The sequence below is a fragment of the Bacteroidota bacterium genome (assembly GCA_016713925.1).
Classification (GTDB): Bacteria; Bacteroidota; Bacteroidia; order AKYH767-A; family OLB10; genus JAJTFW01.
Map to the genome: position 1 here is coordinate 646,422 of JADJOH010000002.1, position 14,499 is coordinate 660,920.

The 14,499-nt window shown below is 44.4% G+C and carries 12 protein-coding genes and 1 pseudogene; 7 read left to right on the plus strand and 6 right to left on the minus strand.

Annotation, left to right across the window (positions count from 1 at the left end):
* Positions 1 to 377: 377 nt before the first annotated feature.
* From IPJ86_02685 to IPJ86_02710, 6 genes are all read left to right on the plus strand, one after another.
* Positions 378 to 1,706, plus strand: a complete 1,329-nt coding sequence (locus IPJ86_02685; GenBank protein MBK7886232.1) for an anthranilate synthase component I family protein — start codon at positions 378 to 380, stop codon at positions 1,704 to 1,706.
* 106 nt (positions 1,707 to 1,812) lie between these two features.
* Positions 1,813 to 3,180 (plus strand): tRNA lysidine(34) synthetase TilS, encoded by a 1,368-nt coding sequence (tilS, locus tag IPJ86_02690; protein MBK7886233.1) that lies wholly within the window; start codon positions 1,813 to 1,815, stop codon positions 3,178 to 3,180.
* On the plus strand, positions 3,155 to 3,637 hold the full coding sequence (locus tag IPJ86_02695; protein ID MBK7886234.1) for a hypothetical protein: 483 nt from the start codon (positions 3,155 to 3,157) through the stop codon (positions 3,635 to 3,637). Before tilS ends, IPJ86_02695 begins: the two co-directional genes overlap by 26 nt.
* Before the next feature lie 62 nt (positions 3,638 to 3,699).
* On the plus strand, positions 3,700 to 4,674 hold the full coding sequence (locus tag IPJ86_02700; protein ID MBK7886235.1) for a deoxyhypusine synthase family protein: 975 nt from the start codon (positions 3,700 to 3,702) through the stop codon (positions 4,672 to 4,674).
* A 157-nt stretch (positions 4,675 to 4,831) separates the two neighbouring features.
* Positions 4,832 to 5,353, plus strand: coding sequence for a four helix bundle protein (locus tag IPJ86_02705; protein ID MBK7886236.1), 522 nt, complete (start codon positions 4,832 to 4,834; stop codon positions 5,351 to 5,353).
* Between the two features lie 107 nt (positions 5,354 to 5,460).
* Positions 5,461 to 6,198, plus strand: coding sequence for a polyprenol monophosphomannose synthase (locus tag IPJ86_02710; GenBank protein ID MBK7886237.1), 738 nt, complete (start codon positions 5,461 to 5,463; stop codon positions 6,196 to 6,198).
* Between the two features lie 376 nt (positions 6,199 to 6,574).
* On the opposite strand, the gene IPJ86_02715 is transcribed toward IPJ86_02710, so the two are convergent.
* Both IPJ86_02715 and IPJ86_02720 read right to left on the minus strand, forming a co-directional pair.
* Positions 6,575 to 7,660: a mannose-1-phosphate guanylyltransferase gene (locus IPJ86_02715; GenBank protein MBK7886238.1), complete on the minus strand. Its 1,086-nt coding sequence runs from the start codon at positions 7,658 to 7,660 to the stop codon at positions 6,575 to 6,577.
* 145 nt (positions 7,661 to 7,805) lie between these two features.
* A pseudogene (locus IPJ86_02720) lies at positions 7,806 to 9,048 on the minus strand (aminotransferase class I/II-fold pyridoxal phosphate-dependent enzyme).
* Between the two features lie 220 nt (positions 9,049 to 9,268).
* Here IPJ86_02720 and IPJ86_02725 point away from each other — a divergent pair.
* Complete coding sequence (locus IPJ86_02725) at positions 9,269 to 10,501, plus strand: hypothetical protein (protein MBK7886239.1); 1,233 nt, start codon at positions 9,269 to 9,271, stop codon at positions 10,499 to 10,501.
* A 188-nt stretch (positions 10,502 to 10,689) separates the two neighbouring features.
* On the opposite strand, the gene IPJ86_02730 is transcribed toward IPJ86_02725, so the two are convergent.
* The 4 genes from IPJ86_02730 to kynU form a co-directional block, all read right to left on the minus strand.
* The gene (locus tag IPJ86_02730) at positions 10,690 to 11,178 is read right to left on the minus strand and encodes a hypothetical protein (GenBank protein MBK7886240.1); all 489 of its coding nucleotides are present in this window, start codon (positions 11,176 to 11,178) and stop codon (positions 10,690 to 10,692) included.
* Between the two features lie 2 nt (positions 11,179 to 11,180).
* Positions 11,181 to 11,483, minus strand: a complete 303-nt coding sequence (locus tag IPJ86_02735) for a hypothetical protein (GenBank protein ID MBK7886241.1) — start codon at positions 11,481 to 11,483, stop codon at positions 11,181 to 11,183.
* A gap of 64 nt (positions 11,484 to 11,547) precedes the next feature.
* The gene (locus IPJ86_02740; GenBank protein MBK7886242.1) at positions 11,548 to 12,897 is read right to left on the minus strand and encodes an FAD-dependent monooxygenase; all 1,350 of its coding nucleotides are present in this window, start codon (positions 12,895 to 12,897) and stop codon (positions 11,548 to 11,550) included.
* A 228-nt stretch (positions 12,898 to 13,125) separates the two neighbouring features.
* Positions 13,126 to 14,424 carry a kynureninase gene (kynU, locus tag IPJ86_02745; protein ID MBK7886243.1) on the minus strand — a complete coding sequence of 433 codons (1,299 nt, stop codon included), beginning with the start codon at positions 14,422 to 14,424 and terminating at the stop codon, positions 13,126 to 13,128.
* Positions 14,425 to 14,499 lie beyond the last annotated feature (75 nt).

The window sequence follows — 14,499 nt, forward strand, 5'->3', positions numbered from 1 at the left end:
TCCTGTTTTTTATTAGTTCTGTTTGATGAGATAGGTTTCAGCAAACAGGATTGGGGTTATTACTTATGTAAGTTTTGGTGTATAAGGTCGTAGTTTGTAGGGCATTTTTAACATTATTGAGGTACTTTCACTCTGTAATCCGTATTTCAATGCTGTTTTCTTTCGAAGTGCTAATGTAAGGACTTTTAGTCTAAGTTCAGTTTAATGTTAAATTTCGATGTAAATGTAAACAAATACAATTCAAATTGCAATACATCTATGGCGGTTCAGTACTACACTTTCGACTAAAAGTACAATGTCAGAGGTCAATGGAATCAAATACATGGTAAAAACCAAAGAAAAATCGTGAGCAAGCGGTCATTTTCTAATTTGGCAGCGTGAAAGTCCACCCCCAACCCCTATTGCAAGGCGAGATCGAACTCGCTAGTTTTAGGGATAAACTCATTGATTACGTCACCGGCTTCGAGCGTTTTTCAGTGCTCGACACAGGAAAAGGAAGCGTCTCCGGTCCTTCCTCCTTTTCTCTTTTAGCAGGATGGGGTAAGCTGGCAGAGTTTGTATTTAGCAGTGAAAAAGAAGGCCTTTCCGGGCTGGACACCTTCCTTTCTCAACATAAAGGCAAATGGATATTTGGTCATATCAGCTACGATGTAAAAAATGTTTTCGAGCCAAAATTACAGAGTCACCGGAAGGACCAGATCGGCTTTCCATTGCTCTCCTTCTTTGTGGCTGAATATGTTTGCGGAATCAGGACTACGGGGGAGCTATTTCTTCATGCACAAAAGGAGACGGAGGAGGCCGGGTTAACGGAACATCTCCTGCAGGAAATTCTTCAGCACCCTTCTTTAGACAACACTTCCTCTCTCCAATTGCAGCCGGGAAGTGAAATCATCTCTGAAATAAACTACCAACAAGCTGTTCAGCAACTCCTCTACCATCTCCACCAGGGCGACATTTACGAGATCAATTATTGTCTGCCCTTCCAACTCCGGGGCGAGATTCCTTCTCCGGGACATCTCTGGAAAAAAATGCAGGAAGTACAACAATCTCCTTTTGCGGCCCTCTACCGGGAAAATGATGCCTGGTTACTTTGCTGTAGTCCGGAGCGCTTTCTGCGTAAAGAAGGCGATCTTATCCTCTCTCAACCCATCAAGGGCACCGCTGCACGAAGTCCCGATCCTGACACTGACGAACATCTTAAAAAGCAACTTCTGGAGAGTGCAAAAGAACGGGCGGAGAATGTGATGATCGTGGATCTTGTCCGTAATGATCTGGGTCGGATTGCTGAGCGGGGAACTGTGCAGGTAGATGAACTTTTCGGCATCTATAGCTTCGCGCATGTCCACCAGATGATTTCAACCATTACAGCCCGGGTGAAAGAGGGTCTTCCCTTTACCGAAGTCCTCCGCGCTACTTTTCCGATGGGTTCCATGACCGGCGCACCCAAATTCAGCGCTATGGAAATCATTGAGGAACAGGAGATTTTCCGGCGAGGACTCTACTCCGGCGCCGTGGGATATATTTCACCCGATGGAGACTTCGACTTCAATGTGGTTATCAGAAGTATCCTCTACAACAGTCGCCATCAACATATTTATTTCCCCGCCGGAAGTGCCATTACCGCATTGAGTGATCCCGGACAAGAATTCGCGGAATGCCTGTTGAAAGCGGAAGGCATGCGTAAAATTTTAGAAGGAGGAGTGTAGTTCAGGATTGAATTCACTGAAGCTTTTTAGAAGTTATTCTTCTCTGCTCTCTTAAAAAATTTCCGGCTTTTCACTATTCCACTCTATTCCGAAGTACCTTTGTCGCATGTCCTACCTTTCGCTTGAACATAAAGTCGCTAAATTCATCTCCCGGCATCAATTGCTGAGGGAAGATGAAACGGTGCTGGTGGCTTTGAGCGGAGGGTTAGACTCGATGGTTCTGCTCTATCTCCTTCACCGCTTACACTATAAAATCACTGCGGCACATTGTAATTTCAAGTTACGCGGAGAAGCTTCCGATGCCGACGAATTCGCCTGTGAGGCCATCTGTAAGGAGATGCAAATTCCATTTACATCACGGCATTTTGAAACCAAAGCCATTGCCGAGGAGAAGAAAATATCTCTACAAATGGCAGCCCGGGACTTGCGCTACGACTGGTTCAAACAACTGGCCCTATCGCATGGGTATGGGGCAATAGCTACCGCACATCATAGCAATGATCAGGCAGAAACAGTATTGCTGAATCTCCTGAGCGGAAAAAGCATTGAAAGCATTCGGGGAATTCCGGTGCGGAACAATACCATTATCCGACCTCTTCTGCAATGTACCAGGGAAGAGTTACGACAGTATGCCCTCGAAAAAAACATCCGGTGGAGAGAAGACAGCAGCAATGCCGAAAATCACTACAAGCGCAATCTTCTTCGTAACGAAATCATGCCCTTGCTGCGGCAAATCAATCCATCTGTTGAGGAGCAATTGAGCCGGCTGGCGGAGCGCATGGCAGACTGGAACCTGCTGGCGGAAGAGGGTATCAGCAGTAAAATTGCGGCTATCGTAGAAGAAGAAAAAGACTTCCTTCGCATACATGTTCATCGGATCATGGATCATCCGGCTAAGAAAATGCTGTTATGGAAATTATTATCTCCGTACGGATTTGATGGTGCCGTTATTGAAGACATGACCGCCCAACCCCTGGAGTCCGGTAAAAAATTTCTCTCTGACCACTACACGCTTACTGTTGACAGGGAGTGTTTCCTTCTTGAAAAAACCATCAAAACGGCTACTGCACCCGCTGTGCTGATCCCGGAAGGCAGTGAGCGCATCCTCCTCCCGAATGGTGTACTCCATCTTTCTTTCCACGAAAACAAGATCAGCAGGGAACAACTTTTAAATAATAACAATGCCTTTCTTGATGCCGGACTGGTTCAATTTCCCCTGAAGGTCAGGAGTTGGGAGGAGGGCGATAGCTTCTATCCACTGGGAATGAATCTTCCAAAAAAATTGAGCGATTACTTTATCGATAAAAAAATTCCGGTCCCCGAGAAACATAAAAAACTATTGGTCACCCATGGCCGGGATATCCTCTGGATCATCGGCGACCGCATCGACCAACGGTACCGCATTACCGAAAACACCACACGCGTACTCCTTCTGAACTGGCAACCCGATGAACACGAACCTCCCTTTCACTGAAAAACACTATTTGGGAAGAAACAGTTATGGTCTGTCACGACGCCTGGTGATGATCCTGTTTTGCTTTATTGCCCATTTCTATTCAGAGGAAAATCATCAATCCACCGGTTTATTTCTGCTGGTGGGATGGGTGACCATAGCCATCAGTGTTGTCCTGCTATTTATTCCGCTCTACACGATAACATTAGAAAAAGGAGAAATCCAATTAAAAACCATGCGCAATAAAATGGTACGCATTCCTCTCACGATGATCCGCCAGATGGAATCCATAAAATACAGCCGCTATCACTTCAACAATCCGGTTTTTAATGTACGGGACAATGGGGAGCTTAAATTTTACGCGGAAGGCTCCACCGCTCTGCTTTTACAATTGGAAGGCGGGAATACTTATCGTATCGGCGTCAAAGACCCGGAAAGACTTTTAGGCGCAATCAGAAAAATGAAAGAAAAAAATTAAACTTCCAAGCCTTTATTTCCACTATTTTTGACCCTTCTAAACCATTATATACAAATAGCGATATGCAAAGAGGCCCTGTTTCACAGTTTATAGAAAAGAACTATCTCCATTTCAATGCTGCCGCTCTGGTAGATGCTGCCAAAGGGTATGAACAACATCTGCTGGAAGGCGGTAAGATGATGATCACGCTGGCGGGTGCAATGAGCACTGCGGAATTGGGAATATCACTTGCGGAAATCATTCGTCAGGGAAAAGTAGATATTATTTCCTGTACCGGTGCCAATCTGGAAGAAGACATCATGAATCTGGTGGCACATTCCCATTATAAAAGAGTTCCGCATTACCGCGACCTCGGACCAAAGGATGAATGGGAGCTTTTAGAAGGCGGTTATAATCGCGTTACCGATACGTGTATTCCTGAAGAAGAAGCCTTCCGCAGAATTCAGAAGCATATTTTCAAGCAATGGAAGGGTGCGCATGATAAAGGGGAACGCTATTTTCCGCACGAGTATATGTACAAGATGCTCCTTAGTAAAGAGATGGAGCAGTATTATGAAATAGATCCAAAAAACAGCTGGATGCTGGCTGCTGCCGAGCGAAATCTTCCGATCATCGTTCCGGGCTGGGAGGAGTCAACCATGGGAAATATCTTCGCTTCGTACTGCATTAAAGGCGAACTACTGCCCTCCACTATGAAAAGCGGAATTGAATACATGACCTGGCTCGCCGATTATTACATTAAAAATTCAGCAGGAAAAGGCATCGGTTTCTTCCAGATTGGCGGAGGAATAGCAGGAGATTTCCCAATATGTGTAGTACCGATGTTGTATCAGGATATGGAGATGGATAAAATTCCGTTCTGGAGTTATTTCTGTCAGATCAGTGATTCAACCACCTCTTATGGCTCCTACTCAGGAGCTGTCCCCAACGAAAAAATCACCTGGGGAAAGTTAGATATTCATACACCTAAATTCATTATTGAATCGGATGCCAGCATCGTTGCTCCTCTCGTCTTCTCGTGGCTACTTAACCATTAATCGCGCTGCGATTAATGGTTAAGTAGCCACGAGAAGGTTTAAGGTTTAAAGTTCAAGGTTTAAAGTTTAAGGTTTAAAGATTGAAGTTAAACATTAAACATTGAACATTAAACTTTAAACATTGAACATTGAACTTTAAACTTTAAACATTACCGTAATGTCAAAAATTGAAAGGTTTGAGGATATTATTGCGTGGCAGAGAGCCAGAGAATTGAATAAAGTGATTTATTCATTTATCAATCGGACACCTTTTGATAAGGATTATGATCTTAGAAGGCAAATCAATGCATCATGCGGATCAATAATGGATAATATTGCTGAGGGATTTGAAAGAGGTGGAAATAAAGAGTTCATTAACTTTCTAATTATTTCAAAAGGATCCGCGGGGGAAACAAGGTCTCAATTATACAGAGCAGTAGATAGAAACTACATTGATCAAAATGAATTTGAAAATGCCTGCAATGATGTAAAAATCATCAGCCAAATGCTTCAACGATTAATAGAATACCTCAAAAAATCAGAATTAAAGGGAATACGTTACAAAGCAGAAGAAGATGAGGGTATTTATCTCCCCGAATCAATCAATCAATTATTAAACCCGGAACCCAACCATGAAGCAGAATCGCGAAAAGCGATACGCTTCATGGGAGCCCCTTTCCCGTCAACACAATCCCGATAGCTATCGGGAGACGGGATCACATCGCCCGTGGTCACGAGACCCGTGGTCACGTGGCGAGTGAAAACCTTAAACATTAAACATTAAACATTAAACATTAAACATTAAACGTGTCCAACTGCTTAGTCATCATACCTACTTACAATGAGAAGGAGAACATCGGAAAGATGATTCGTACGGTGATGCATTTGCCGCACCCATTTCATTTGTTGATTATCGATGATAATTCTAAGGACGGAACGGCGGAGATTGTAAAAAATTTACAGGAAGAATTCAGTGGTAGGCTTTTCATGGAGCAGCGGGCGGGGAAGTTAGGTTTGGGTACGGCATATATTCACGGGTTTCAGTGGGCGTTGAAAAAGCAGTATAATTTCATTTTCGAAATGGACGCTGATTTTTCACATAATCCGGATGACCTGGTTCGGCTTTACCGCGCCTGTGCGGAAGAAGGTGCAGATCTGAGTATCGGTTCGAGGTATATTACCGGCGTTAATGTGGTGAACTGGCCCATGGGCAGGGTGATGATGTCGTACTTCGCCTCTATGTATGTACGCATAGTAACGGGTATGCCTATACGCGATACCACCGCGGGCTTCAAATGTTATCAACGCAAGGTACTTGAGACCATCGATCTGAATAAAATAAAATTCACCGGTTATGCTTTCCAGATTGAAATGAAATTCGCCGCATGGAAGCTGGGTTTTAAACTGAAGGAAGTTCCTATTATTTTCACGGACCGCAGCGAAGGACAAAGTAAGATGAGTGGCAGTATTTTCAGTGAAGCCATTTTCGGAGTACTGGCCATGAAACTAAAAAGTTTTATTAACAACTATCGTATCGAAAAATAAATATTTTAGGTGCTGTTAAGACCTCTCAAAGGTGTCTCGCAAATCCCAATAGCTATCGGGAGCAGAGACGCAGAAAATATATCAAATCAATTTTATAAACCATTCTATTGGCTTCCGGCTACCAGCTTCCAGCTTCCGGCTACTGGTCGTGAGGTGCAATGTCTTGCTCAATATTGAAAACTTTTACTCGCGATGAGAAGCGGTGCAGGCTTGATGCTTGACACTTGCTCAGTAGCCGAACGTTCATAGTCTTATATTACTCTCACAAAGACGGAAACGCGCACTTACGAGGTTCCACACACCCTTGGATAAAACGGCTTGCGATTGGTAACAGCTCCTCCCCACTCACAACTGGTAGCCGGTAGCCGGAAGCTAATCAAACGAACTTTTCGCCTTTCTTGAGTTTCACATCATTCACAAACTGACGAATTTGTTGTTCTTCACTTTTCTTGCACACGAGTAAAATATTATCTGCTTCAACTACGATATAATCATCCAGTCCCTGAAGTACTACGAGTTTATCTTTTGGAACGTTGACAATACAGTTGGAAGAGTCATACACCATCACATTTTTACCTACGATGGCGTTGGCATTTTCATCATGACCGATATGTTCATACAAAGAGCCCCAGGTACCGAGGTCACTCCAGCCGAATTCCGCACTCATCACATGTACATTCTTCGCCTTTTCCATTATCGCGAAATCAATGGAGATATTGGTACATTGCTCATACGCCGACTTTATGAATTCTTCTTCCTGAGGAGTATCGTACACTCCATTCCCTTCTTTAAAAATCGCTGCCATTTCAGGGAGGTGTTCATCAATTGCAGCGAGAATTGCTTTCACATTCCAGACAAAAATTCCGGCATTCCAGAGAAACTCACCGGTCTGGAGAAAAAACTTCGCCATTTCGAGATTAGGTTTCTCGGTGAAAGTTTTCACTTTCGCAATTTTATTGTGCCGCTCTTGTTTGTCATCAATAAACTGAATGTACCCGTAGCCGGTATCCGGACGACTGGGTTTGATGCCTAAAGTCAGCAATACATTTTCGTTTTCCGTAAAGGCCAGACAACCTTCCAGCGCCTCAATAAATGCTTCCTCTTTCAGAATAACATGATCACTTGGCGCGACCACCATATTGGCATTGGGATTCCGCTTCAAAATTTTATTTGCGGCATAGGCCATACAGGGGGCTGTATTACGACGCAGCGGCTCGGAAAGTACCTGATCGGGTTTGATATCCGGAAGCTGTTCAAGGACAGCCTTTGTATAATCAGCGTTGGTGACGATGATAATATTTTCTTTGGGACAAATCTTCAAAAAGCGCTCATAGGTTTGTTGAATCAGCGTTTTACCTGTTCCCAGCACATCCAGAAACTGTTTCGGACGGGCATTGCGGCTCATGGGCCAGAAACGGCTTCCAACACCACCGGCCATAATAACACAATAATTGTTTTCCATAATTGACAACGCCTTTTCTGTTAAATTTTAAATTCCATCTTTCAATGCCGCAAAGCAAGTAAAAAAAATGCTAATTCAAAGAGAGAATCGACCAGTCGTTCATTTTCATGTACGAGCAGCCCATCTCTCCACACTGAAGGAAATGTTACGACAAGGATTTTAATGCATTCCGGAGACGAACAAACAAATCGTCCAGTTCCTCCATCTTACACGTACCCACCGATAAACGATACCAGTTGCTGTCGGCAGAAGCGCCAAAAGCAGAAAAAGGCACCATAGCCAGTTTGGCTTCATTCAGGATATACGCGATGACATCAGAGGTATTCTCCAGCTTCTTTCCACCGGCAGTCACTTTTCCTTTCAGATCAAACTGTACGGTGAGATAAATTGCAGCAGCGGGCTCAATACATCGTACTTTAAATCCTTCTTTCCGCAACGCCTCAAAGCCTGCATAGATCGCATGCAAACGGTTCGCTATTTCCGCTTTGAAGGTGGACATAAAATTCACCCATCTCCTTCTTATTCGAGAGGAAACGTGCGGTGGCTATTTGCTCGGCTTTTGGTGACCATGCTCCGATATGACCAATGATCGCCTTCATTTTATCGATGATATAAGCGGGACCTAACGCCCAACCCACTCGCACTCCTGTTGCTGCTAAAGATTTCGAAATTCCATCCACATAGATGGTATAGGGACGCAATTCAGGGCGCAGAGAAACAGGATCGCAATGATTATTCTCCCCATAAACCAATGCTCCATACACCTGATCATACATGATATAAAGAGGTTTCTGTGCACTTCCTCTTCGCATATTTTCCTCGAGGACCAGATCGCAAATGGCCTCAAGCTGTTCTTTACCAAACATAGTACCTGTTGGATTTTGCGGAGAGCATAAGGCGAGTAAACGGGCATCGCGCATCAAGGGCTTAATATCTTCCGCAAGGGGCATGAAATTATTCTCCGGTCTGCATTCTACTTCTAATGGCTCTGCTCCGAAAAGGTGACAATAGTGATTATTGTTCCAGGAGGGTACAGGAAAGATGACCTTATCGCCGGCATCGATTAAAGTCGCATAAATACCGTAGATAACAGGACGTGAACCACCGGCAACCAACACTTCGTTGGGTGTATATTGCAAGCCATACGTATCTTTCGACCATTCGGCCACAGCAGCGCGAAGCTCGGGCATTCCATTGGCCATCGGGTAATTGGTATACCCTTCCTTGTAGGCATTGATAATTTCGTGGAGAAGCAGAGAGGGAATCGGGAAGATGGATGGATCGAAATCACCAATGGTGAAATTTGAAATCTTCTCCCCTGCTTTAATGCGCTCATTCACCTCATTTCCGAGTTTAATAATTTCTGATCCGATTAACGTTTCGGCCATTGCAGAAACCGGATAAGAAGTGGATTGCTGAAGAGTTGCTGACATATGTATAAAATAGGATACAAACCTACGTAAAAGGTCGCATAAAAAAGAGGATAATTCTCATAGTTTTCCCCTCTTAAATTCATGGCGCATTGATAAGCAAGATGTTTCATCGTGTATAAATCGCAGTAAATAATTGCCTCCCGCCTGCTGAAAAGCACTTAATTTCGCAGCGTATATGAAAGACAAGATCCTATTTACGGTTTTAACACTTCTTCTGATCAGCATTTCGTTGCCATCGCCTGCTCAGCCCATCGCTTTGAGTGATAGTAGTCTTCGCGAGACCCTCACCCGTGCTGTTCAATGGTGGAAACTAGGTAAAGCGAAGGAAGCGTATTTGTCGCTGGATACTATCACCGGTCAGCCGATGACCACAGAAAATGCAGCAACAAAAATAAAAGCCTCGCTTTGGACAGCCAATTATTTGCAGGCACAGCGGAAGATAAAACCCGCAGCCGCGTTTCTGGACAGTGCCATGATTTGGGCAGAAAAAAATGCCTTGTCAGATGAGTTAATACGCACTTATGAGGCGTATGCGGAATGGCATTTAGCGTCAGGGAATCCTAAAACTGCCATTGTTGCCCGTGAAGCTGCCTGGAAAATAAAAGACAGCTTGAGCCGCCAGGGCGTTCAGGAGCGAATAGACTCGCTGGAGAATGTCATTGATCAGCTGAACGAACAAAAGTCGGAAATCATCAATGACAAACTTTCGGATAGAGATGCCGTTAGAGAAGAAGCTGCATCGTGGAAGCAATGGTTTTATCTTCTTTCGGCCGTATGTCTCGCGTTGCTGGTGATTATTTTTCTCATGAACGGCACGTTGCAACGGTTAAAAAATGCACCACCCGCCCCTGCGCCCGCCTCTCCCCGAACACGAGTGGAACCCGTGGTAACACCTCCTCCTACACCTGCTCCCGTACAACAGAAGAAAGAAACGAAGACCATCACTCCGGTTGAAAAGGAAAAGATTGCTGTTGCTCCTGTTGCTGCGCCGGAACCCTTGCGTCCACTTGCTCCTCCGCCATTATCTACAAAGGACATCAAATTCAAACTTCAGGATGTAGAGCTGGTACTGATTCGCGCAGACGTGCTGGCTCAATACCAGAATGGTGAAACGAAAGCGGTTCGAAATATTTTAAATGAGTACATGGCGCAACTGCCTTTCATCATGAAGACGCTGGATGATGCCATTACTAAAAACGAATCAGATCCCATTCTTTTATCGCTGGAGCATTTGAAACAATACCTGCAAGCTTTCGGCATGCAAGGCACGTTGAAGTTGATCGTTGAAATTGAAGAGGAAGCCAAGACCGAAAAAGTGTCGAAGTTATTGTCGCGTGTTTTTCAGGTGAGGAATCATTGTCGACGGGCGGCCGATGAGGCGAAGGCTTTGCTGGAGAAGTTGAGTTGATGGTATCGGGATTTCGTCCTTGCAGGTGATACCACTATTGTGTCCCTACGGGTTACCTGTATTGCGTCCCTACGGGACTTTTTGGAGGGAGGAGTGCAGGTGTTACTTGCATTACGTCCCTACAGTACTTTGGAGGGATATGGGGGTTACAGATTTGCCGAACTGATAGGACTTTGTTACGTGACCGATTAATATTCAATCTTAAAATCCATGACTTCGGGTCTTTCAAAATAATCGGAGATGGGGAATTTTAGGGTGACTGTTTTCTTGTCTTCAGAAAGCTTGGCGTAAGGGTGGTCAACTTTTTTTGCAGGACGAGGCAGATGAACGATGGTTATGGAATAAGCACTACCTAACATCGGCATCATTTGTTTGAGGGTAGAATCTTTGGCAGCATATTCTTTAATGGCCGCTACTTTGGCTTTTTTACTGAAGACACCTTTGTCGTGCGTAAGGTCAAAAAATTCACCGCCTTTGAACGCGTCATTGGTAGCACCGGGTTTTGGCATCATCGTATTTTGACTTCCTTTCTCGGCAGCTGCATCTCCTTCGCCCTCCGGCTTAATTTTTTTGCCAATGGCTTCGAGCGCCTTGGGTCCATTGCTGTAAATTTTGCTGAGATCGCCTCTGTTTTTAAACGGAAAGGCATAATTCACGAACATTTCTTTCTCCTTCATGTTCATGTGCATATTGAAACGTCCGTCGTGAAACAAAGCTTTTCCTCAGCAGTAAGGTTGTCTGCTTCATTGATAAAATCTTTAAAAAGAAAACTGCTGTCTTTTACTTCATTGTAATCTTTGTTCTTTGAAAGATTATCTTTCCCTCCCATTTCACTCATCATTTCAATCATACGAAACATATCCATTTTCATGGAATACTCTCCGCTTCCATCTTCATTGATGGTAAATTCTTCAATGGTATCAAAGCAGGAGGTAAAGAAGAACAATGTTGAACATACAATCAGCAGACGTAACTTTTTCATAGGGCTTTAATTTTCTACTAAATAACTTATTATTTCTATCAGAAGCAAGGAGTGTTCATTAAATTTATCTGGTATCGGCCAATAAACGCAGCATCATATCCTCCACTTCTTTCGAGTCCCATTTGTTCTCTATGCCGGGAAGATTCATCACTTCCTTCATGATTTTTTCCTGTCGTTGTCCTTCTCTTAATGCTTCGCTGTATCTGATATCGGGAGAGAACGTCACCATAGTATAGAGCGGAATCCATCTTTCAGGATACTTCTCACTGAAGCGGGCTTCAATTTTCTTTTGAAGCAGAAACTCAGGATGTCCTACCTTATCTCTCATCTCAATAAAATTGGCAAGGGCGAGGTCGGCGATGGCATCTCCATCCGGCTTACGCAATCTTTCAAAGTGACGAAAAATTTTTGACCAGTCATCACCGTGTTCTTCCATCAACTGATCAAAGACTACACAATCTTCAAATCCGCAATTCATTCCCTGTCCATAAAAAGGAACAATGGCATGAGCTGCGTCACCAATCAATAACAATTTGTCCTCAAAACTCCAGGGGAAGCATCGCACGATGGCCAGTGAAGAAGCAGGATTCGCAAAGTAATCTTCCTTCAGGGTAGGCATTAACGCTACTGCATCCGGAAACATGCGATTAAAGAATGTCAACATCTTTTCTTCGGTATCCAGGGAGCTGAAAGAATATTCTCCTTCAAAGGGGAAAAAGAGTGTACAGGTAAACGACTTGTCCATATTGGGCAATGCGATGAGCATAAAGGTGCCGCGTGGCCAGATATGCAGGGCATCAGGATCCATGGCAAAGTCGCCATTCGCATTGGGTGGTATCGTCAGTTCTTTATAGCCATGATCCAAATAGGTCTGTGAATAATTGAAGCGATCGGTATTGAGTTGCATCTGCAGGCGCCCGGCAGAGAATGCACCATCGGTAGAGATAATATGATCTGAAGTCACCTCGATCATTTTTCCGGTGGTGAAGTTTTCAAAATGTGCAGCAGACTTCTTCAAATCTACCTGTGTACACCTTTCATTGTAATGAATTTCTACACCTTCCTTTTCTGCAAGATCCATCAACACACAATTCAAACCACCTCTCGACACCGAATAAATCGCCTGTCCTTCCTTGCCATAAGGCTGATGGCTGAGTGAACTATCGAGTCCGTGCATGATTCGCCCTTTCATGGGTAATGCCACCTTGCGGATATCTTTATCCACGCCTACTTTTTCGAGTCCTCTCCAACCGCGATCGCTCAGTGCGAGATTGATCGAACGTCCTGCGCTGATTCTATTGGTACGAAGATCGGGGCGCCGCTCATACATCGTGACTTTATGACCACGTCTCGATAAATAGATGGAGAGCAATGAACCAACGAGGCCTGCTCCTATGAGGGTAAATTTTTTCATTCGATATGATTTTCCGGATGTGTTTAACAGATAACAAGATTAACAATAAAAAGATTTGCCGACGTCTTCTTCACTACTGATTTTTTACGATTTTCATCATAGGGACTTCTTTCTGAAATCCTCCGCTACGCTTTTACATTTAACTTCTTTCTTGCCTACTACTCCCGGTATGGAATGCCATTCGATCTGATCCCGTCAACCGGCATTCTGCTTTCACCATCTTCCTATCTAAATGGTGGACTTCAGCAATTCACCAAAACGCCAAACATCATAAAACGAATTGTATAACGGTACCGGAGCTACGCGAATGACTCCTCCTTCTCTTCCTTCCTGATCCGGTTCGCGCCAGTCGGCAATCACTCCGCCTGCAGTCAGTGCATCAAAAACATTTTTGCCATCTTCCCCCATCTGCAATGAAAGCTGACATCCCTGTTGTTGTTCATTGAAAGGAGTAATTATACGAATGGCACCGGATTTATTCTTCACGCGCAGTACTTCCTGCACTACATATTGAAGATAAGCTGTCAATTCCAGACTTTTCCTTGTGAGCCTCTCCATTCCTGCTCTGTCAAAAAGTTCGAGTGAAGCCCGGAGCGCTGCCATTTCGAGGATGGGTGCATTGCTGAGTTGCCAGCTATCGGCGGTCGGTACCGGAATAAAACGATGGGGCATGGTAAATCTTGTTTCCGGATCGTTGCCCCACCAGCCGGCAAAGCGAGGGAGATGCGGATTACGGGTATGCCGTTCATTGATGAAAGCTCCTCCCACAGTTCCCGGGCCACCGTTCAGGTATTTATAAGAACACCAGGCGGCGAAGTCTACATTCCAGTCATGTAAGGCTAACTTTAAATTCCCGGTGGCATGCGCCAGATCAAAACCGGCATAGGCCTCCACCTCATGGGCCGCTTCAGTGATGGCTTTCATGTTCAACACCTGACCGGTGAAATAATGTACACCGCCCAGCATGACTAACGCTAATGAATCACCGCAATCTTCAATGGCTTCAATAATATCTTCATGGCGAAGAATGTCTTCTCCTTTGCGTGGCTGTAGTTCCACCAGTGCGTCAGCAGCATCAAACCCATGCCATTCCACCTGAGATTGCAGTGCGTAACGGTCAGAAGGAAATGCGCCACCTTCACAAATGATTTTATAGCGATCGGCAGTAGGGCGATAAAAAGACACCATCATCAAATGCAGGTTGACAGTAAGATGATTCATCACCACCACTTCATGCGGTTTTCCTCCTACCAAACGTGCCATACTCTCCCGCAACAACTCATGATAGGCAAACCAACCTGTATGTTTTTTAAAATGTCCTTCTACCCCCAGCTTTGCCCAGTCGTTCAGTTCTTCATTTACATATACTGCCGTATTGCGTGGTTGAAGTCCCAGCGAATTGCCACATAAGTAAACTGTATCCTGTCCCTGATGGGGAGGAATGAAAAACTCATTTCGAAAGGAAGCCAACTCATCCTGCTGGTCGCGTGTCCGTGCCCACTCCGGCTTATTCTCAAAGGTAAACATAACAGCTAAGGTAAATATTATAAGTTTTTAAAGAAAGTGTAAATGGTGAATTGGAGGAATTAAACAAGGAAGCCC